General features: G+C 60.0%; 23 protein-coding genes. 9 read left to right on the top strand and 14 right to left on the bottom strand.

From position 1 onward, the window contains the following. Positions 1 to 4 precede the first annotated feature (4 nt). The gene (locus E7813_RS19840; RefSeq protein ID WP_291576801.1) at positions 5 to 1,249 is read left to right on the top strand and encodes an ABC transporter permease; all 1,245 of its coding nucleotides are present in this window, start codon (positions 5 to 7) and stop codon (positions 1,247 to 1,249) included. Positions 1,250 to 1,254: 5 nt separating this feature from the next. Further along, on the top strand, positions 1,255 to 1,986 hold the full coding sequence (locus E7813_RS19835) for an ABC transporter ATP-binding protein (protein ID WP_291576856.1): 732 nt from the start codon (positions 1,255 to 1,257) through the stop codon (positions 1,984 to 1,986). Here the strand turns inward: E7813_RS19835 and E7813_RS19830 are convergent. The 9 genes from E7813_RS19830 to E7813_RS19790 form a co-directional block, all read right to left on the bottom strand. Next, complete coding sequence (locus E7813_RS19830) at positions 1,979 to 2,740, bottom strand: DUF2147 domain-containing protein (RefSeq protein ID WP_291576855.1); 762 nt, start codon at positions 2,738 to 2,740, stop codon at positions 1,979 to 1,981. The genes E7813_RS19835 and E7813_RS19830 overlap by 8 nt on opposite strands. Positions 2,741 to 2,923: 183 nt before the next feature. Continuing rightward, positions 2,924 to 3,700 (bottom strand): transporter substrate-binding domain-containing protein, encoded by a 777-nt coding sequence (locus E7813_RS19825; protein ID WP_291576799.1) that lies wholly within the window; start codon positions 3,698 to 3,700, stop codon positions 2,924 to 2,926. A gap of 138 nt (positions 3,701 to 3,838) precedes the next feature. Further along, on the bottom strand, positions 3,839 to 4,237 hold the full coding sequence (locus E7813_RS19820) for a hypothetical protein (protein ID WP_291576797.1): 399 nt from the start codon (positions 4,235 to 4,237) through the stop codon (positions 3,839 to 3,841). Between the two features lie 94 nt (positions 4,238 to 4,331). Then, complete coding sequence (locus tag E7813_RS19815) at positions 4,332 to 5,756, bottom strand: amidase (protein ID WP_291576796.1); 1,425 nt, start codon at positions 5,754 to 5,756, stop codon at positions 4,332 to 4,334. Between the two features lie 71 nt (positions 5,757 to 5,827). Beyond that, complete coding sequence (locus E7813_RS19810; protein WP_291576794.1) at positions 5,828 to 6,817, bottom strand: hydroxyacid dehydrogenase; 990 nt, start codon at positions 6,815 to 6,817, stop codon at positions 5,828 to 5,830. 44 nt (positions 6,818 to 6,861) lie between these two features. Further along, positions 6,862 to 7,962: a sn-glycerol-3-phosphate ABC transporter ATP-binding protein UgpC gene (ugpC, locus tag E7813_RS19805; protein WP_291576792.1), complete on the bottom strand. Its 1,101-nt coding sequence runs from the start codon at positions 7,960 to 7,962 to the stop codon at positions 6,862 to 6,864. Between the two features lie 5 nt (positions 7,963 to 7,967). Next, entirely contained in the window at positions 7,968 to 8,882 is a 915-nt protein-coding gene (locus E7813_RS19800) for a carbohydrate ABC transporter permease (RefSeq protein ID WP_291576790.1), read from the bottom strand. Beyond that, a complete protein-coding gene (locus E7813_RS19795; RefSeq protein ID WP_291576788.1) occupies positions 8,882 to 9,820 on the bottom strand; it encodes a sugar ABC transporter permease in 939 nt (312 codons plus the stop codon). The genes E7813_RS19800 and E7813_RS19795 overlap by 1 nt, the downstream gene beginning before the upstream one ends. Positions 9,821 to 9,984: 164 nt before the next feature. After that, complete coding sequence (locus E7813_RS19790) at positions 9,985 to 11,325, bottom strand: ABC transporter substrate-binding protein (protein WP_291576786.1); 1,341 nt, start codon at positions 11,323 to 11,325, stop codon at positions 9,985 to 9,987. 440 nt (positions 11,326 to 11,765) lie between these two features. On the opposite strand from E7813_RS19790, the gene E7813_RS19785 reads away from it, so the two are divergent. Then, positions 11,766 to 12,470 (top strand): Spy/CpxP family protein refolding chaperone, encoded by a 705-nt coding sequence (locus E7813_RS19785; protein ID WP_291576784.1) that lies wholly within the window; start codon positions 11,766 to 11,768, stop codon positions 12,468 to 12,470. A gap of 207 nt (positions 12,471 to 12,677) precedes the next feature. Here E7813_RS19785 and E7813_RS19780 read toward each other — a convergent pair whose 3' ends face one another. The 3 genes from E7813_RS19780 to E7813_RS19770 all read right to left on the bottom strand — a co-directional run bounded on the left by E7813_RS19780 (position 12,678) and on the right by E7813_RS19770 (position 14,304). Beyond that, positions 12,678 to 12,911: a hypothetical protein gene (locus E7813_RS19780; protein ID WP_291576781.1), complete on the bottom strand. Its 234-nt coding sequence runs from the start codon at positions 12,909 to 12,911 to the stop codon at positions 12,678 to 12,680. A 51-nt stretch (positions 12,912 to 12,962) separates the two neighbouring features. Then, positions 12,963 to 13,364 carry a VOC family protein gene (locus E7813_RS19775; RefSeq protein ID WP_291576779.1) on the bottom strand — a complete coding sequence of 134 codons (402 nt, stop codon included), beginning with the start codon at positions 13,362 to 13,364 and terminating at the stop codon, positions 12,963 to 12,965. Between the two features lie 127 nt (positions 13,365 to 13,491). After that, positions 13,492 to 14,304 (bottom strand): MFS transporter, encoded by an 813-nt coding sequence (locus E7813_RS19770; RefSeq protein WP_291576777.1) that lies wholly within the window; start codon positions 14,302 to 14,304, stop codon positions 13,492 to 13,494. 228 nt (positions 14,305 to 14,532) lie between these two features. On the opposite strand from E7813_RS19770, the gene E7813_RS19765 reads away from it, so the two are divergent. Continuing rightward, positions 14,533 to 14,832: a PilZ domain-containing protein gene (locus E7813_RS19765; protein WP_291576775.1), complete on the top strand. Its 300-nt coding sequence runs from the start codon at positions 14,533 to 14,535 to the stop codon at positions 14,830 to 14,832. 43 nt (positions 14,833 to 14,875) lie between these two features. On the opposite strand, the gene E7813_RS19760 is transcribed toward E7813_RS19765, so the two are convergent. Beyond that, positions 14,876 to 15,535 (bottom strand): DsbA family protein, encoded by a 660-nt coding sequence (locus E7813_RS19760; protein ID WP_291576773.1) that lies wholly within the window; start codon positions 15,533 to 15,535, stop codon positions 14,876 to 14,878. Positions 15,536 to 16,242: 707 nt separating this feature from the next. On the opposite strand from E7813_RS19760, the gene E7813_RS19755 reads away from it, so the two are divergent. The 5 genes from E7813_RS19755 to E7813_RS19735 all read left to right on the top strand — a co-directional run bounded on the left by E7813_RS19755 (position 16,243) and on the right by E7813_RS19735 (position 20,151). Continuing rightward, positions 16,243 to 17,136 (top strand): alpha/beta hydrolase, encoded by an 894-nt coding sequence (locus E7813_RS19755; RefSeq protein WP_291576770.1) that lies wholly within the window; start codon positions 16,243 to 16,245, stop codon positions 17,134 to 17,136. 273 nt (positions 17,137 to 17,409) lie between these two features. Next, positions 17,410 to 18,138, top strand: a complete 729-nt coding sequence (locus tag E7813_RS19750) for an outer membrane protein (protein ID WP_291576769.1) — start codon at positions 17,410 to 17,412, stop codon at positions 18,136 to 18,138. Positions 18,139 to 18,281: 143 nt separating this feature from the next. Further along, entirely contained in the window at positions 18,282 to 19,313 is a 1,032-nt protein-coding gene (locus E7813_RS19745) for a glycosyltransferase family 9 protein (protein WP_291576767.1), read from the top strand. Positions 19,314 to 19,625: 312 nt separating this feature from the next. Continuing rightward, positions 19,626 to 19,823 (top strand): hypothetical protein, encoded by a 198-nt coding sequence (locus tag E7813_RS19740; protein ID WP_291576765.1) that lies wholly within the window; start codon positions 19,626 to 19,628, stop codon positions 19,821 to 19,823. 64 nt (positions 19,824 to 19,887) lie between these two features. Then, entirely contained in the window at positions 19,888 to 20,151 is a 264-nt protein-coding gene (locus E7813_RS19735; RefSeq protein ID WP_291576853.1) for a DUF3551 domain-containing protein, read from the top strand. Between the two features lie 136 nt (positions 20,152 to 20,287). Here the strand turns inward: E7813_RS19735 and E7813_RS19730 are convergent, their stop codons facing one another. Further along, a complete protein-coding gene (locus tag E7813_RS19730; protein WP_291576850.1) occupies positions 20,288 to 20,449 on the bottom strand; it encodes a Flp family type IVb pilin in 162 nt (53 codons plus the stop codon). Between the last annotated feature and the right edge of the window lie 16 nt (positions 20,450 to 20,465).

Here is a 20,465-nt window from a genome sequence, read left to right as displayed (position 1 = left end):
ACCCATGGCCACCAACCTCTTGCTAAGTATCGCGTGGACTCATGTGAGCACCCGCGTTCGACAAACTCTGGTCGGCATGTTCGGCGTGGCTATGGGCGTCGGCTTCACCATCATGATGGCGGGCCTGATGCAGGGATCGCAGATCGATTTTCTTCGGCAACTCGTCGACACGATGCCCCATGTCACGGTGGACGACGAGCGCCGGTCGGTCCCCATCCAGCCCGCGGACCAGGAATACGCGGCGGTTGCAATGTCCAACGTGGCAAACGTCAACCGGCGCCCGGGGATCAGGTATCCGGAGGCCGTGATGGCATCGCTGAGGTCATGGTTGCCGGGCAACGTGGCGCCGTCGGTAAAGACCACCGCGATTGTCGACCATGGCGGCGGCAAGGTCGGTGTGACACTGACGGGCATCGATCCCCGGCTTGAAGTTCGCGTTTCCAAGCTCGCCACGCAGATGATCGAGGGGCAACTGGGCGATCTGTCGAAAGCGGCAAACGGAATTATCATCGGCCAGGCGCTGGCGGAAAAGCTTGCGGTCAAGAATGGAAATACCGTGCTGCTGGCGGCAGGCGAGGGAACCCAGATTTCAGCGACGGTGGTCGGAATCTTCAGGTCGGGGTTGAAACGGGTCGACGAAGGGCAGATCTATTCGCTGCTCGGCCTGGCCCAGACGCTGACGGGAGAAAACGCAATCATCAATCAGTTGCGGATACGGCTGAACGATCCACTGATCGCACAGAAAGTGGCCACCCAGGTCGAAGCGCAGACCGGATACAAATCGGTGTCGTGGCAGGAAGCCAACGCCGATCTGCTGTCTACCTTTGCGACCCGTGACTTTATCGTGCTGACGGTGATGGGCGCCATGCTGCTGACCTCATCGTTCGCCACCTATAATATCATTTCCACCATCACCCACGAAAAACGCCACGACATCGCAATCATGAAGTCGCTGGGGATGCGGGAGTACGCCGTGCGCAGAATATTTATCATCGAATCGATGATGATGGGATCCGTCGGAATCCTGTTTGGATGGGCTCTCGGATATCTGTTGTGCTACGCGTGGTCGCAGATCACGATATTCAACCCGCTTACCGGCGCGACGGTACCCCTTCAGATCTACTATTCGCCGATGCACTATATTGCCTCGGGAGCCATTTCCATTCTCTGCTGTGCCGTCGCAGCCTTCTTTCCGGCACGCAAGGCGACGCGGGTGCATCCGGTCGAAATTATCCGGGGCGCGTCTTGAGCGAGATCGCCCTGCAGACTGTGGGCCTGGTCCGCCGCGTCGAGGGCATTATCTCCCATACGCTGATCAACGGCATCGACCTGTCGGTGGAGAAGGGTGAATTTCTCGCCATCACCGGCCCATCCGGATCCGGAAAATCGTCGCTGCTCTATCTGCTGGGTCTGCTCGATGCGCCCACGGAAGGTGAGATCATCATCTGCGGCCAGCCGACATCCAAACTATCGGAAATCGAGCGCGCCGACGTCCGCCTGACCAAGTGCGGCTTCGTGTTTCAGTTCCACTTCTTGCTGCCCGAATTCACCGCGCTTGAAAATGTGCTGCTGCCGATGCGCGCAGCCGGCCTGATGTCTGCCAGGGACATGCACCAAAGAGCGATTGCGCTGTTGACCTCGCTCGGTCTCGGTGAACAGGCCGCCAAGCGGCCCAATCAGCTGTCCGGCGGTCAGCGGCAACGCGTCGCGCTGGCGCGGGCGCTCGCCAATCGTCCTGAAATCATCGTGGCCGACGAGCCGACCGGAAACCTCGACACCGCTTCGACCGAGCAGGTATTCGGCATCTTGCGCGACATCGCCGACAGTGGGCAGACCGTGGTGGTGGTGACCCACGATGCCGCACTGGCGGCACGCGCGGACCGGCGTATCCACATCGTCGATGGCAAGATTCAGGAGACGACCTTCGGCGGCAAACCGAAGTCCGAGAGCGCTGCCGCGACCGGAGCCGCTATCGCATCTAGTTGACGCGGGTCCAGTTCTGACCGCCGCAGAACATGCCGCCAAGCGCGCAGCCCTGAACACGCAGGCTGTCCGTGCCTTTCAACGCAATCGTCGAGTCATAGGTGCTGCCTGATTTCGGGTCAAAGATGCGGCCGCTCCATTTATCCTTGCCCGGCTTCATATTGATGAGAACCTGCTCGCCATTCTGGTTCGACTTGGCGTCCACGGAATACCCGCAGAGATTGGCGCCGCATGGCTCGATCCGCACCTTGCCCTCCTTCTCCTCGGTCAACCAAACGCCGATCGGCGAATTTGCCATTTGAGGTGCCGGGGGGACCGGAGCCGTCGCGACAACCGGAGGTGGGGCGTCGGGCTTAGCCGGGGAAGGAGGATCCTGCACCGCCTGCGTCGCGGGGGTGTCGGCCGGAGGCTGTACGCCGGTTATGGTATCGGAGGGTCCTGCGTTCGCCGTGGCGGGCGCCGGCGCAGGTGGAGCGTTCACCACCGCAGGCGCCTGTTCGGTCTGTGCAGGGGCTGTTGCCGGCGTCTGCGGATCGACTTTCGCCTCGTCGGGCGCCGGCTTGTGTTGCCGGTCGGCGTCCTGATCGCTGCGCGAGCGTTTTGTCCGCTTTCCGGTGTTGTCGTAGACGCCCGGTATCGAAACCGTTCCCTTATCCGGATCAATGCGAATGGTGCGTCCACCATACTCGAAGCTGTACTGAGCTTGCGCGGCGGTACTCGCCAGCACAAATGCGGCGACGGCAAAAAGCTTTTTCATCACGGCCTCCTGAGCAGTGGAACCTGGTCCGACCCCGGGCTTTAGCAATCTTCCACAACGTGACCGACGTCACTTTCATCGAATGAGTCGTCACCACGCGGCTTTGGTTCAATGCGTCGCAGCCAGTCTAATTTAGGATCGGATAGGCGGTCAATTTCCAGGACAAACCGGCCGTTCTGGGGCCTATTCGAACCAGGCGGCATAAATCCTCTTGAAGCTGCCGTCTTCATGCGCGATGTGCAACCATTGATCGACGAAATCCTTGAAGGCGACGTCGCGCTGCAGCCAATAGGCCTTCTCGGCGAAGTCGAACGGCCGGTCCGGATGCACCGCGCAAAGCACCCCGGCGTGCAGCTTTTGCTGGTACCGGGTCTCGGAAGCATCCGTCATCATCAGGTCGGCATTGCCCTTGGCGATCTCGTCGAAGATTGTGACGTTGTCGTTGTAGGTCTTGATTTCGGCGGTTTTGACATTGGCCTTGGCAAACCGTTCGTTGGTGCCACCGGGATTGACGATCACACGTGTACCCGGCCTGTCGATATCGGCGAGGGTTTCATATTTGCCCCGGTCGGTGCAGCGCGCGATCGGCGTCTTGCCTTCGCGCATGATGGGGGTGGAGAACATCCCCTTTTTCTGCCGATCGAGCGTGATCGAAATGCCACCCATCGCGATGTCGAATTTGTCGGCTTCGAAGTCTTTCATCAGCTGCGGCCAGGCCGTCTGAACATACTCGATGCTGACGCCGAGCGCCTTGCCGAGAGCCTCCGCCATATCGACGTCGAAGCCGCGAAATTTGGAAGTAGCCCTGTCGAGATAGGTGAACGGCAAATAGTCGCCGGTCATGCCAACGCGCAATGTTCCGCGCTTTACGATGTCATCGAGGCGGGAGGCCTGCTGGGCCTGCGCCGAGGCGGCAAACAGGAAAAATGCAGTGGCGAGGGAGGTCAGGAGTCGAAACATCGGGATTTTCTTTCGCGCCGTGTCGGGTCGGGTCGCTGCCGATATAGAACGGACGACGACTTCGGCGAAAGAGCTTATTGGTGTTATCAGATCTGCAGCGGCAATCGATCCGGCAACGGGCTTTCAAGGCCGGAAACGCTACATTCCGCTGCTGATTTTTCGGGCGAGATCGGCCGTCGCTTCGTGCCCGGTCATTTCGCTCTTGAGTTGCTCGAACCGCCGGTGCGCTTCGCCGGCGCGATCGTCCACGAACCGGATCGCAGCATCGCGTGACATCGGTCCGCTGGTGATGGGTCGGGAATTGTCGCCGATCGTCTCGTCCACATAATAGCCGCCATGATCGTCGCCGCGGGCGGCCCATTTGAAACGGATGGCGGCCATCGGGCCGGGACCGGTTTTCGAATAGCCGTTCGCCTCGAGCAGCACCGGATCAACAGTTTTTGCTTCGGTTGCGGCCTTCTCCGGACTGGATGCGGGTTGATCGAGAATACTGGCGATCGCCGCCAGCGCGTGATCGGTCGGGTCACTTTGACTCAAAGTGCGTCCTCCGGACATTAATCAGCCAGCGAACGAATCTGCCGCGGACATCAACATCTTTTGTCGCGGTCGAATGCGGCTGAGTTTTGTCGGCCTATGCATAAATCGATGGCAGTTTATTTTTCCAGGGCCGTTCCTGTTCAAGCTGTGCCGCCAGACGAAATAACGTCGCTTCGTCGCCGAAGCGTGCGGCAAACATCATACCGAGCGGCAATCCGGCGGCGTTCCAGGCCAGCGGCATCGACATCGCCGGCTGACCGGACATATTGAACATGCTGGTACCAGGCATGTAACGCCGCAAGATCGGCGCGATGTGCGACAGATCCTCCGACATCGTATTGAGCTCGCCGATGCGCAACGGAGGCGAGCAAAGCGTCGGGCACAGGAACACGTCGCAGCTTTCGAGGAAGGTCGCGAGGCCGCGCGAAATCTGAAACGCGCTGAGTTGCGCGTCCACATAATCGGTCGCGGTGGTCTTTTCCGCATTATGCGCGCTGGCCAGTGTCAATATCTCGAAATCGCTGTCGGTCATGGCACGGCCGAAGCGCTGCGCGGCAAGCCGCAGACTCAAGCCGGTGTTGGCGCCCACAATCGTCGCCATCACGGCGGCTGGATCGGCTGCCAACCCGGGGGCTCGCTCCTCGACATGATGGCCAAGCCCGGCCAGCATGCTCGCGACGTCCCGCACCGCCGCGGCGATTTCCGGGTCGATGGCATCGCCATAGGGCGATTTGTCGGTAAAAGCGATGCGCAGCCTGCCGGGATCGCGCCCGACTTCCTGCGCGAACGGCCGCTCCGGTGCTGGCGCGACATAGGGGCTTGATGTTTCAGGTCCGTGAATCGCGTCCAGCATCGCGGCACTGTCGCGTACACTGATGCTCACGACATGGCCACAGGAAAATCCGCCCCAGCCTTCGCCGCGATCGGGCCCAAGCGGATTGCGCGCACGGGTCGGTTTCAGGCCGAACACGCCGGACGCAGAAGCCGGGATGCGAATCGAACCGCCGCCGTCGCTGGCGTGGGCGACGGGAAGAATGCGTGCGGCGACGGCGGCGGCGGCGCCACCGGACGAGCCTCCGGAGGAGTGCGCCGGGTTCCACGGATTTCGCGTCGGACCGAACAGCCGGGATTCGGTGGTCGGCATCAATCCGAATTCCGGACTGGAGCTTTTGCCGAAAATCGTGACGCCGGTGTTGAGGAAACGCCGGGCGAGGGTGCCGGTATGGTCGGCGACATTGTTCTTGTAGACACTGGCGCCGAACGTGGTCCGCGTACCCTCCAGAAGGTCCAGATCCTTGAGCAGAAACGGCACGCCGGTGAACGGGCCGTCCGGAAGGCCGTTGTCGATCTGCCGTTGTGCATAGTCGTAATGTTTGACGACTACCGCGTTGATTTGCGGATCGACCTTGGCGGTGCGCGCGATTGCTTCGTCCAGCAGTTCTCCGGCGCTGACCTTTTTCTTGCGAACCAGATCGGCCAGACCCATCGCGTCATAACTGCCGTATTCCTTGAAAGCCATGTCGATACCCGCGGTAGTGAGGCGCCGAAACCAGGCAGGTTCGACGCGAGCCGGAAACAATCGTGCCCGGGTTAACCGAGCACGTCCTGGTTGATGACGTTCTGACGGATCGGTTCGCAGTCCAGGGCGCTCAAGATGTTGCGCGCGGTTTGCACGCTCATGCGATCGACCGCTTCCCGCGTGACGCCGGCCACATGGGGCGCGATGATGACATTGGGAAGTTCGAACAGCGAGTGACCGAGCGGCGGCGGCTCCTGCTCGAAAACGTCAAGACCGGCGCCTGCGAGCTTGCCTGAGGAAAGCGCGTCGAACAGCGCCTTTTCCTCGACAATTCCACCGCGCGCGGTGTTGATCAGATAGGCCGTCGGTTTCATGCGTTTGAGCCGCGCGGCGTTGAACATGCCGACCGTCTCCGGCGTCTTCGGGCAGTGCACGCTGACAAAATCGGCTCGCGGCAGCGCCGCGTCGAGATCATCAACCGGTTCGCAGCCCGCCGCCTTGATCTCGGCGGCGGATTTGTAGGGGTCATAGACCAGGACGTTCATTTCCATCGCAAGGCAGCGTTTGGCGGTCCGGGTGCCGATGCGGCCGAAACCTACGATCAGAACCGTCTTGCCGTAGAGATCGTACGGCAAAAGCCCCAGCCGCGTAGCCCACTTGCCGGCCTTCACCAGCGTGTGCATTTCCACCGCACGTTTGGCCAGCCACAGCATCATGAACATCGCCTGTTCGGCGACCGATGGAGAATTGGCGGTGCCCGCCACCATCAGCGGCACCTTGCGGCGGCTTAAGGCGGGGACATCGACGGCGTCGTAGCCAACGCCGATCCGGGTCACGACCCGCATATCCTGCGAGGCCTCGAGTTCCGTTTCGCCGAAGCTGGTCGCTCCGAGGGCGACGCCATGAACCGGCGCATGCTGCTTGAGCATCGCGACGAAATCCTTGGCGGATATCATATTGGGGAATTCGATGAGTTCGATGTCGTCCCGCACCCGGAACAGTTCCCGTCCTTGCTGCGACATCGATTCGGTGATGAAAATTTTCTTCTTGTTGGTCGCCATTCCCGTCCTTGCCCAGCCGTTTGGCCTTTTCTTGTTGTGCGCGGTCAAATGACCACGCCGGTGACCTCGTTTAGCAGGTGCATATTGTTGAGGTCCACTGCCAATCGAAGCGGGCCGCCGGCGCGGGCGCCGGCATTGGGGTTGACCCGTCCGCAGATTTGCGCGCCTTCGAGCGTGAAATAGATCAGCGTCTCCATGCCCATCGGCTCGGTCACATCCAGTACCGCGTCGAAGGCCTCGACCCCGGGCTCCGGATGCGCTTTCGCCTCGGTGATATGCTCCGGCCGCAGCCCGAGCAGCAACTTCTCGTTTCGCCCGACGCCCTGATACCTGGCGGCGCGGCCCGGCGGCAGCGGGAAGGCGATGCGGTCGGTCAACCGGATGTTCAACTTGCCGGCAACGTCCTCTAGCCGGCAGGGCATGAAGTTCATTGCGGGCGAGCCGATGAAGCCGGCGACAAAGCGGGTGGCCGGGTTGTGATAGAGATCGTTCGGCGTTCCGATCTGCTCGATGCGGCCGTGATTCATGACTACGACCCGATCGGCCAGCGTCATCGCCTCGACCTGGTCGTGAGTGACGTAAACTGTCGTGGTGCGGACTTTCTGATGCACCTTCTTGATTTCGATCCGCATCTGGACCCGAAGCTTGGCGTCGAGGTTGGATAAGGGTTCGTCAAACAGGAAAACCTTGGGGTTGCGGACGATGGCGCGGCCCATCGCGACGCGCTGGCGCTGGCCACCCGACAATTGCTTGGGCTTGCGATCGACCAGTTCGACGATGTCCAGCATGCGCGCGGCTTCGTCGATTCTCGTCTTGATCTCGGCTTTCGGGTAGCGTTTCAGGCGCAACCCGAACGACATGTTTTCCGCCACCGTCATATGCGGGTAAAGCGCGTAGTTCTGAAACACCATCGCGATGTCGCGGTCCTTTGGCGGCACATCGTTGACGACGTCGCCTCCGATCATGATATCGCCGTCGGTGATATCCTCGAGGCCCGCGATCATGCGCAGTGTGGTCGATTTTCCACAGCCTGACGGCCCCACCAGCACCACGAACTCGTGGTCGGCGATGTCAAGATCGATGCCGCGCACCGCCTCGACCTCGTCGTAGCGCTTGATCACCTTACGCAACGTCACGTCAGCCATCGATGTCAACCCTTTGTCGCGCCGGCGGTCAGGCCAGCGATGTAATAATCCATCAGGAACGCGTAGATGATGAGCGGAGGGGCCGCGCCGAGCAGGGCGCCGGTCATGATCTGTCCCCAGTTGAAGACGTCACCCTTGACCAAGGAAGTGATGATGCCGACCGGCAGTACCAGTTGATCGGTCGACGTCGTGAATACCAGCGGATAGAGAAACTGCGCCCACGAGACCGTGAAGGCGAAGATGGTCGCGGCAATAATGCCGGGGAGAGCGACCGGGATAAAGATGCGCGTCAGCGTCTGCAACCACGACGCGCCATCGATGATGGCGGCTTCGTCGAGCTCCTTGGGGATCGACGCAAAATAACCGATCATGATCCAGGTGCAGAACGGCACGGTGAGCGTCGGATACACAACCACCAGCACATACCAGCGGTTGATCAACTGGATTCCGGTCCAATCGCCGAAAACCGCAAACATCTTGAACAGCGGCAGAAACAGCAGCGTATCCGGAATGAGGTAGGTCAGGAACACGCCGGTCGCCAGCGTCGCCGAGCCCCAGAACCGCATGCGGGACAGCGCGAATGCCGCGGGCACGCTGATCAACATGGTGATGGTGACCACGAAGATCGAGACCAGCACCGAGTTCCGAAAGAATGTCAGGAACTGGTTCGATGTCAGCAGTCCAACATAGTTCGACAGTGTCGGATGAAACACCCACCAAGGATTGGTCGCCGCCGAAATCTCCGCGCTGCTCTTGAGCGAGGTGATCAGCATGTAAAGCGGCGGAACCAGCGAGAAAATCGCAAACAGCGTGAGGAAGAAGTACGACCATTTCAGCGCCCAGGCGCGATCCCGGCTCATGCTGCCATAGGCGGGGTTGCGGGTCGGCGCCGCCTTGTCGATCATCACGGTGCTGGCCATCAGGCTTCGTTCCCGCGTTGGTTGATATCGCGCAGGATAAAGACCGCCGCGATCGCCAGGATCGGAAACATGAACAACGAGACGCTGGCGCCGAGCGGGATGTCGCCGCCCTCGATACCGACGCGGAACGCCCAGGTCGCGAAAATATGGGTGTGGTCCAGCGGACCGCCTGCGGTGAGGATGCGGACGATATCGAAGTTGGCGAAGGTGACGATCAGCGAAAACAGCAATGTGATCGCGATGATGTTGCGCATCATCGGCAGCGTCACATACCAGATGCGCTGCCACCAATTGGCGCCGTCGATCGCCGCGGCTTCATAAAGCTGCTCCGGCACGGATTTCAGCGACGCCAGGTACAGGATCATGAAGAAAGGTGCGCCGAACCAGATGTTCACCAGGATGACCGAGAACCGCGCCCAGTAGGCGTCGCCGGTCCAGGCGATCGGCCCGACGTGGAAAAATGACAGCGTATAGTTGAACGCGCTGTAGGAGGGGTCGAACAGCCACAGCCACGCCAGCGTGCTCATGGCCGGTGGAATGACCCACGGCACCAGCAGCATTCCGCGCCATTTGCGCTGTCCCTTGGCGGGAACGTTGTGCACGAAATGCGCGACGATGAAGCCGATCAGCGCCTTGAACACCACCGCCGTGATCGCAAAGATGCACGACTGTTTCACGACCAGCCAGAACGTCTCGCGCTTGAACAGGAATTCGAAGTTTCCGAAGCCAACAAAGCGTTGCATCGACTTGTTCAGGGTTGCGAGATGCAAGGAATAGAAGGCGGGATAGATAACCAGAATCGTAACGAGGAGGATCAGCGGCAATGTCATGAGAAAGGCGGCGGTAGACTTGCGCTTGAGCGCTGTCCGCAAACTGGCTCGTTTTCGCACAACTCTCGTTTCGAGAACGCTGTTCGGCTGAAATGCGACATCAACCATGATGCATCTTCCTCGCGCGTTTTATTTCTGAAGAACAGGATTTCCCGGTATCGACGAGCCGGCATTGCGCCGGCTCCCGATCGTGTTGGCCCAACCGCGCCACTGCGAATGGTCGCGGTGGCGGCCACGCCGCTTCTGCGTGAGCGCCACCGCGATCCGACCCGTCAGCTCCGCATAAAGCCCTCAAGTTCGCCTTCCGCCCAAGCCAGAGTCTTCTCCATGGCCTCGCCCTGGTAGAAACGCACGCACATCTTGGTCAGGGTCGCTTGCGTGTAGATCTGCTGAGCGATCTTCGGCGGCGCCGGCGATGCCGCGATCGAAAGCTTCTGGTGGTTGTATGGATTGGGGTAATGGAACAGCGTGCCCTTTGGCGGTCCTTCCTCGGCCCATACCTTCAGGGTGGTAAGTTTCTCGAACGCCGGCAGGTCGTAACCACCGCTGGCTTCAACCAGCCTCTCAACCGAAGCCGGTTGCGACAGATGCGTCAGCAGGCTCTTGGCCGCCTCCTTGTTCTTGGAGAAATTCCAGACGCTCCAGAAATAGGGGAGGAACGGTGCAAAGCGGCCCTTCGGACCGACCGGGAAGCCATGCGTCCAGCATTGCTCCGCGACTTGCGGCGCATCGCGTTTGGCGACGGCCCACGCGCTTGGCGGGTTCATGATCAGTGCGCCCTTGCCCGAGACCAGCCATCTGTTGTTGGAAGCATCGTCCCACGCCGGAGCATCCGGCGGCAGGAATGCCATCAGCTTCTTGTAATATTCAAGAACCTGCCGCACGTTATCGTTCTTCACCACGACGTTGCCCTTGACGTCGACGACCTCGGCCCCAAAGGCCAGGAAGAACGCGCCGACGGTATCGACGGAGTCACTGGTCTCACCAAGACCGATGCCGAACGGGAAGCCGCCCTTGTGGCAGGCCTCGGCCGCCTTGAGGAAGGTATCCGTGTTCCAGTTGTCCGCTTTGGGCGGGCTGCCGGCCGGATACATTTCCTGCACATCGATACCGGCGTATTTCTTCATCAGATCGATCCGCGAACAAGGCCCCTTGATCTGGCTGCCGATACAGGCCGGGACACCCAGCCATTTGTCGCCTGATTTGCCGAGATATTGCACGGTGCCGTTGACTGCGCCGTTCAGCGTGATGAGCGGCTCGACCACGTCGTTCATCGGCTCAAGCAGATCAGACTGTGCATGCGGCCACCATGTCGGCATCGCGAGAATGTCATGGCCAGACTTCGCCTGGGCTTCTGCCTCGATGGTGATCAGGTTCTTGTTGCCCTGGCTCGTGATGTAGTCGATGGAAACCTCGACCTTCTCCTTGGCGGCCCATTCATTGACGAGATCGGTAGAGGCCTTGTTGGCGCCAGGTACCCAGTGATCCCAGAAGCCCATTGTGAGCTTGCCGGCCGCGTGCGCGCCTCGAATATATGGCGCCGTGATCAGCGCAGCCGATGACATAGCGGTCGCAGCTACGAATTGTCGTCGAGACAGCCTTCTCCGTGACATGACGTTCCCTCTCTGCTGTGGCAAATGTTGTTTTTGTTTCTTTGACTCCGTCTGACCGGCACGCTGGAAAATCGATAGGCGTGGCAGTGCGGAGATTTGATTTGAAGATCAGAGCAGAATTGCCTGCGTCTGTCGAGAAATCAGGTTAGTCAGACCCTAAAACTAACGTTGTGTGCAAACCGGGACCCTCCGTGTCTAACCCCGTGAGTCCGGCCGGGAGGATATTGCGCTGCACACACTGGTTGACGGTATCGGCGGAAGGGATCAATTGCGCCACAACCCTGTCGCCAATGACGTGACCGGAGCATCTTTTCCCCCGGTATGACGTCGTGGCGCGCGGTAGACTTGCGCGATGCGAAAACGATAATGTCCCAATTCCTTGGCAAATGTGCCCCCCAGCTGCTCAAGCCACCGCCACGACCGATCATGGAGACCTAATAATGACCAGCCCGATACCGACAGCGCACGTGCACCGGAAGTTGCGTTTCGCGTTTGGGGCCGTTGTCGTCATGCTTCTCGGCGCGCCGTCGATGGTAGAGGCGCAAGGTCTGGTTAAAGGCGCTCAGCAGGGAGCCAAAGAGGGTAGCAAGGCCGCCGGACCGGTCGGCGGCGTGTTGGGGGGCGCCATCGGTGGTGTCGTCGGCGTGTTTACCGGCGTGCTCGGTGCCGGAAAAACCGCGCCAACGCCTCCGGCGAATGAAAAGACGAAAACCGCCAAGGGAGGCAAGGGGGCTGTCAAGGGAACGAAGCAGCAGCCGGTGCTGACCCAGGAGGAGGGCGTGCCGCAAATGACCGCCGAACAGATTGTGGCGAACAGTGATGCAAACATCGACCGGATCAAGGCCGAATTGAATCTCACGCCCGAACAGGAGAAGAACTGGACCGCGTTCAATAGCGCGATGCATTACCTCGGCCACAATGGTGCGGATCGTCTCAACTTGCGAATTGCGCGCGCCAAGCGCGATCCGCCCGACGATATTATCGAGCAAATGCGCAACGAAGCCCAGTTTCTCAACGATCGCGCCGTCGACCAGCGCAATGTCGCCGACGCGGCCGAGCCGCTATTTGGCAGCCTCGATGACAAGCAAAAAACGATTTTCATCGAGGAAATGGTGCGTCTGAGCCACGAACGTGGGCTCGACTAAACCGCTAAAGCTCTCAACGCGGCGCCGCGAATAGCCGGGCGTCCATGCCCTGGGGTAGGTTGAAGGCGCGGCACCCGGCTATCCTGCCGCAGCGGCGCGGCTTCTCAATTCGTCATGCAAAATTGAGCAAACGCTGACCGTTTCGCGCCCGAGTGATGGCCGGGTGATGGCCTTTGTCGGGAATCGGAGTGCGAGAGCGCCAGGCCTTCAGCGCTCGTCTACTTGCCCGCATCTGGCCGGCCAGACGTTGCCGTTCGGCGCAACGTACCTTCCCGTCTTTTCACATGCCGCCATTCTGAACGGCTCGAAGCACGCCGCGCGCGGCGCGCCCCATTTTACAACGCAGGTCTCGGCCCTGCTGCTGCAGCTTTCAGCCTTGGCGAGCGTGAAGGGAACAAGACATACAGCGATAACGGCGATACCCGAAAATACGAGCTTCATTCCAACCTCCCGGCCGATGACGTCTAGAGGTTTGAATTTCAAGGCTTGAATTCAAGGCTTGGGGAAATTCAGCTCCACGCCGACACCGTCGGGATCGTACAGGAAGATTTGCGTGTCGCCGGTGCGCGGGACGATCTGCTCGCGGAATTTCACGTTCCTGGCTTGCAGGCGTTTGCGTATGCCGTCGGGATCGGTTGCGGCAAACGCGATATGATCGAGGCGGCCGGTGTCTTCGTATTTCTTCTCGGTGCCGCGCACCACGATGCCCTCACGCGCCTTGCGCGTGCCCATCAGGTGCACGGTGGCGGTGCCGCCCGAATAGAGCCAGTAGCCGGGGAAGTCGAGCGGCGGCCGCTCGCCGTTCTCCAGCCCCAGCACGTCGCAATAAAAGTCCTTTGTGCGCTCGAGATCGGAAGGTTCGATGGTGTAATGCTGCAGTCCGCCGAGTGGCATGGTGTTTCTCCCTGGAAAAACGTGAGGTCGGTATCGGCGCCCATCATCCAGGCGCCGACGACCGGCCGAAGAGCCTCGGCGCGCAATATCACCGTCTGGTCGCCCGCAAGGCTGGCAGAAGTCGCGATCAGCGTGTCCAAGACATGCCGTAGACGCCGGTCTGCGCACCGGCATTGCCAAGCCAGGAGACAATAAGGCTGCGCGGGTATTTAAAGAGATCGAGCCAGTTGCTTTTGATGATCGGGCCGGCGTCGGCGGCGGTCGGTAAGGGCAGCGTGGATGGTTCCATCTGCAGCGCCCATGCGAGCGATTGGCGCGCCTCCTCGTAGCGACCCTGGCGGCACAACCAGCGCGGCGATTCCGGCACCCAGAGACGCACCAGCAGGACCAGCAGCGCCGGCAGCACGCCGACCGCGAACAATAGCCGCCAGTCGCCGCTGCCCACCATTCCGCCCATCACCGCACCAAGGCCTACGCCGAGCGGGATCACGCAGGTCACGATGCCACCGACCCAGCCGCGCCTGGAGGAGGGCATGAACTCCTGCACCAGCGGCAGGTCCACGCAATAAAGCCCGCCGACCCCGAGCCCGACGAAGAAGCGCATGATCGTAAGATAGATCCAGCCATTGTCCGGCGTGAAATAAAGCAGGCCGGTCGCAATGGAGAAATTCAGCACGGTACCGATAAAGACCTTGCGGCGGCCGATACGGTCGGCGAGCCAGCCCCACGCAAACGCGCCGAGGATGGCGCCGATACCGGAACTCATCAGCACAATGGCGGACTGACCGAAGGTCAGCTTCCAGGGCCCGATCAGAAAAGCGAGCACGAAGCCGATCAGGAAGTAATCGAAGAATTCCAGCGCATCGCCGATGATGGCTGCAGCGAGGATCTTGATCTGGTTGCCGGTCAAACTCGTCCGTCGATCGAGTATCTCGAACATGGCGTTTTCCCCCTTGGCGCATGTTCATTTTGGGCGGGCGTCGCGCCTGCGCACCGCCGATGCGGAGAAAGCTACCCCCTCGGCGCGGCGAACGGAAGCCTGTCAACGCGGGAGCACCAGCGCATAAAGAGGCGCCCCAATTCAGCCGCGGAACCGGCCCCCCAGAGGTCTGCCGATGCGGGCGAGTGAGCCTTTGTTTAACGTTTGCCGCTAACATCGCCCCCGCGAATGGCCAGCCAGGACCCAAAATTGATTCAAGAAAAGCGAAGGCACCCGCGAACCGAAATCAATGAACCTGCCTACGTATCGGCGGGCGGTTCCGTCATGAGTTGCATGGTGCGAAATATCTCGGTAGAGGGCGCCGCTATCGACGTCGAGAATCCCGCTTTCGTGCCGCCGCATTTTCGTCTGGTGATGGCGAAGGGCTCATCCGTCCGCGAGTGCAGGATTGCCTGGATCCAGCAAAAGCGGATCGGCGTGACTTTCGTGGAAACGCCGCAAGCGCATCAGCCGGACGGCGAGAAATAGCGGATGAGCGCCAGGCGCGCGGGTCGGCGCCGAAGTGAGGCTGCTATTTTTTCAGCAATGTTTTGATCTTGTTGTCCATTTCCTCGAACGACATCGCGCCCTTGACCTTTTCACCGTTGATGAAGAAGGTCGGCGTTGCATCGACCTTCAAGACGTCGACGGCGAATTTCTGATCGGCGGCGAGCTTGTCGAGCATGGCTTGATCTTTCAGGCAGTTTTCAACCGATTGATCGGTCATGCCGCCTTGCTTGCCGATCGATCTCAGGGTCTCCTGGGTCTGAATCACCATCAGATCCTGCTGTTTGAACAGCATGTCGACCGCGCCGAAATACTTGCCGGCATCGCTGTTGGCGATGCAGCGCGCCAGCATTGAAGCCGCCGCAGCCGTGAGGTCGAGCGGGAATTCCCGGAACACAAAACGGACTTTGCCGGTGTCGATATATTTCGACTTGAGCATCGGAAAAACATTTTGTTCGAAACCAGCGCAATGGGGACAGGTCATCGAAGAATATTCGGTGATGGTCACCGGAGCTTTCACCGGCCCGATCGCCATGTCGGGCAGCGACACCGGCTTTGCCACAAGTGCCGCGGTCGCACTCTGCGCCATGGCGTCGCCGATCGGGGGAAGGGAGGCAAACCCGGCGAGGGTGGCAAGTCCGGTTACGGACAGAGCGATGGCGAAGGTGCTGCGGATAACGGTCAATGGCCTGCTCCGAAATCGGCGTAAGTACACGTCAAATCGATTGCCGTTCGCTAGCGCGAAACGGCAATTCTGACAATGGCAGGTTGTATCGTGAACGTCCCCCCGCCAAAATCGGATGGCGAAAGGGACGGGTTCTCTGGACGTACCGCGCAACTGGTTCATTTCGGAATGTTGCTGCCACATCATGGTGCGCACGGTGCCCGATCAAAGCCGCGATTGTTAAGAATGGGCGCGCCGGCGGCAGAAGGGGAAAGCGCCGAATTCGCCTCTTTACGACACGACGCGGCTGGGTTCATGATCGGGGTGTGCAATAGCAATGCAGGGAGAAAAACAATGAACAGGCTTATCGCTCTCGCTTTCATTTTAGGCCTATCGGGAAGTGCTGCGCAGGCTATGCCGCTTTCACCCGGCCAGGCACCCGACAACATGATTATCAAGGTAGAGGGCGGCTGCGGTGTGGGCTTTCATCGCGGACCCGAAGGCGGATGCCGGCCGAACCGCGGCGATGTCGTCGTCGCTCCCGGAGTCGTGGTCGTGGAGCCGGGACGCGGACCGTGCGGCGGCAGGGGTCAACATCGGGTTTGCGGCGTTGAGGGCCACTGCGTGATGGTTTGCAACTGAGCGGCGCGGGGTCATACGCGCATGAGATGAAGACCGCCTTCGGGCGGTCTTTTGTTTGAAGGTTCTGGTTTGATAGGGAAGCCCAAGTGTCCGAATTACTTGAAGGTTTCAGTCGAACCCGCATCAAGACAAATGGCGCGGAGATTGTGCTGAGTTACGGGGGGAAAGGGCCGCCGCTGCTGCTAATGCACGGCAATCCCTTCACCCATGTCTGCTGGCACAAGGTGGCGCCGCGGCTGGCGGAGGAGTTTACGGTCGTTCTCCCCGATCTGCGCGGCTACGGCGACAGTTCCAAACCGGACGGCGGCAGCGATCACTCGGCCTATTCATTTCGCGCCATGGCGCAGGATCAAATCGAGGTCATGCGTCATCTTGGATTCGAACAATTTCAGGCCGGCGGACACGATCGCGGCGCGCGGGTGCTGCATCGCCTGTGTCTCGACCATCCGGATGCGATCACCAAGGCCGCGTTTATCGACATGCTCCCGCAGCATTACCTGCTGAACAACGTGACCAAAAACTGGGGCATCTTTTCCTGGCACTGGTTCTTCATGGTGCAGCCCACTCCAACCCCTGAAACAATGATCAGCGCGGACCCCGAGTTTTTTATTCGCCGCAAGCTTTCAAAGACGGATCAGGGGACGAACTTCTTCGATCCGCGCGCACTCGCCGAATACATCAGGTGCATCAAGGATCCAAAAACCGTCTACGGAATGTGCGAAGACTACCGGGCCACGTTCGGCGTCGATCTCGACATGGATACCGCGGACTTCAAGGCCGGACGAAAGGTCGCGTGTCCTTCGATGATCCTTTGGGGAGAAAAAGGCGGTGTGGGGCGCAACCATGATGCCGCAGCGATCTGGTCGCAATACGCCACACGGATCGAGCGCACGGCGACGGTACCTTCAGGGCATTATCTTCAGGAGGAATGCCCCGACGAGACCTGTCGGGAATTGCGACTTTTTTTCGCCACGGCGTGACCGGCCAAACCATTAAAAAAACACTCTGCGCGGATCGATGCGGGAACAATCTATACTGTTGTTTCAAAATGGATTTGTAACCGCTCCGGTACTTCGCGGAGACCATTCGGGCGAACGCACGCCAACGATTCAGAAACATTTCATCGCAATATTTTGCCGGGCGATGTGACGGATAGGACACGGCTTTTGACGGGAATCGGTGCTAATAATTGTCCAAGTCAAAATAGGGCACCTCGCTCGGCACTGTCGTGCGCACGAATTCGGAGTACATCCATGAAGAAATTTCTGATCGCGGCAGCAGGCCTCGTTGCCCTCACTGCGCCCGCACTGGCCGCTGATATGGCTCCGGCGCCACGGGCCTACACCAAGGCGCCGGCGCCTGTGGTAGCGGTCTATGACTGGAGCGGCTTCTATATCGGAGTGAATGGCGGCGGTGGATGGGGGCATTCCCATTTTCAATTTATCGGTGACCCAGATTCGAGCCATGACACGTCGGGCGGTCTTGCTGGCGGTCAAATTGGTTACAATTGGCAGATGGGCACCTGGGTGTTCGGTCTGGAGGCAGACGGAGATTGGGCCGACATCAAAGGATCAACCCTCTGCCCGAATCCTTCTTTCGTCTGCGCGACAGACACGCGTGATCTCGCGTCGTTCCGTGGTCGCGTCGGCTATGCCGCCAACAACGTTCTGTTTTACGGTACGGGCGGTGTTGGCTATGCGAACAACCGCTATAGCGTCCTGTCGGGTGGCGTCCCCGCAATCGGTACCACCGGTTACTTTACCGATGACCGTTGGGGTTATGCAGCCGGTGCCGGCATCGAATGGGGGTTCACCCCCAATTGGAGTGCAAAACTTGAGTATATGCACTACGGCTTCGGTGGCGATACGGCTCCTGTCGGAACGCTAGGCGTGGTTGACAACACGTCGGTGCGACTCAATGTCGACACGGTAAAGGTCGGCGTAAACTACCGCTGGGGTGGCCCGGTGGTCGCGAAGTACTGATCGCCTGAGCATCACCCTTCACTGACAACCAAGGCCCCGGTTGCCGGGGCCTTTTTCATATCAAGCCACGCTTGTGCGAGCGCTTTCACGGGCTACCGATACATTTATTTTCCAATTACTGTTGTGCGTTTGGAACCAACGACATGCAAAGCAGCTTGAGCCAAATCGACCGTCAGGGCGGTGAGTCATCCGGCTCTCGGCCGATCGCAGTGCTCGTCGAACGAGAAGGGCTCGGTGACGTTCTCCTCAAGCTGCCGATGCTTCGCACCATCGCCAAAGGCTTTCCGGGCCGTCCGATCTGGTGGATCGCCGGGTTCCAGACCTCCATGGCTGACGATCTGAGACCCTATTTGCGCGACCTCGTGTCCGAGGTGCGGCCGTCGACGGGGATTTCCTCTCGTCGCCCGGAGATGGTTCGCGGATTGCGCGAGTTGCCGCCTTTCTCTCTGGTGTTTGATACACGCACGCGCTGGGAGAGCATTGGCTACGCGCGTCACGTCTTGAAACGTGACCGCTATTATTGCTGTACCCCGGGCTATGTTGGCAGCGATGCTCGTCCATCCAGGTTCACGCGACCCCGCCATATCGGTGCAAGGGCCCTTAGTCTTGCAGAGGCGGCGCTTGGAGCGCCCGCGAACGGTGAAGGCGCGCTCGCGTGCGGGACCGCAGCCCGAGAAATGGTGGCGAAGCTACTCCCGGCAGGACCGGTCTATGTGGGCGTTGCCGTTGGCAGCCGCGAAGCCCGGAAGAACTGGCCTCTACATCGCTTTGGCGAATTGGCACTTGCCCTGGCCTCGCGCGGACGCGTTCCCGTGCTCCTGCTGGGTCCGCAGGAAGCGTCATCGCTGGAGGAGATTCGCAATACAATTCCCCAGGCCATCGCGCTGGATTTCATGCAGATCCGTCCAGAGCCCGCCATCGGAGTTTTTGACGCGGCGATAGCGGTTATCGAGCGGTTGCGGTTGGTTGTAGCCAATGACGGTGGACTAGGACACCTCGCCGGTGCGGTGGCGCGCCCGGTGGTAAGCCTTTTCGGTCCAACGGATCCGCGCCGTTGGGCGCCCATGGCGCCGGCGCTGGCCGTGGTGCGGGCCCAGGATCATGGGGGCGACGGCATGGATGCCATCCCGATGGAGCCTGTGCTGGCGGCCGTAGAAACACTTCTGAGACAGTAAAATGGGCCGACCTGACGCACATACCGTGGTAAAACACGGTGGCCCCGGCGGCGGAAGGGGTGTCCGTCAACCCCATTGATTTTGTTGTCTGAAATGATGGGAAAGTCGGAACGAAGTAGCCGAACGCGCGCACACTCTGGGGTAGGTGAAAATGGGCGGCGTCCGGCTACTCGGCCGCGCGGCGGTGCGGCCTTTTCATAAGAACATCAGCAGCTTAAAAAATCGTCTTCACCTGGTGCAAGAAGCAGGCTGATGGTTCAAGGACGGTGCTTTGTGAATGATGCCTGCCACAGCTTCGGGAGGATGGGGGAAATGACAGTACGCGGCGATGAGCTGAGCAAGCGGACGATAGTGGTCATTGCGCTTGCGATTATCGCGGCTTCGGCATTTACGATCGAGGGAACATACCTGATCCTCAAGACCTATGTACTCGACAACCCAAATGATCCGCTGACAAGGGCCGGCGGACTGTCACCAACTCAGGATCCGTTGAAAGCGAGGGGAAAATGATCGCCTTCCTCCCCTCCACCTCCAGAGCTTCGCGATCAATCCTCAAGGAGATTCCGATGCGTATCTGGCTTTGGCGATTTTGACGATTGCGACGGCTTCGTCGGCGGCGCCGTCGGCTCGCGCCCAGACTTATGACCCGGCCTATCCGGTCTGCCTGCAAGTGTACCAAGGCCCGAACGACTATTACTTTGAGTGCGCCTACACTTCGCTGGGACAGTGCAATATGTCGGCATCGGGTCGCGCCGCGCAGTGTGTCGTCAACCCGTATTACGCGGGGCGCAAAACAGCGCCGCCGAAACCACGAAGGCGGGCGCGGCTACCGGCATAGCCCGGCCCTCACGGATGGCTTTTGCGCATCAAAAAAACCGCCGCGTCCAAACAGACGCGGCGGCAGAAATATCAAGTGTAGGCAGCCACGCCACGGAAAAGTAGAAGCCTTCCTCCTGAGACGGGGAATCTTTTTCTTACTTCAGCGAGTTGTTGACCGAGGTAAACTTGGTGTTCAGGTTGGTGCCAAGGCCGTTGACCACGGCGATGATCGCCAACGCAATGCCGGCCGCAATCAGGCCGTATTCGATGGCGGTGGCGCCGGATTCGTCCGCCAGGAACTTTGCAAATGTACGCATCGTATTTTTAGCCTCC

Source organism: Bradyrhizobium sp., from assembly GCF_004799405.1.
Classification (GTDB): domain Bacteria; phylum Pseudomonadota; class Alphaproteobacteria; order Rhizobiales; family Xanthobacteraceae; genus Bradyrhizobium.
This window is presented reverse-complemented; position numbering and strand designations above follow the sequence as displayed.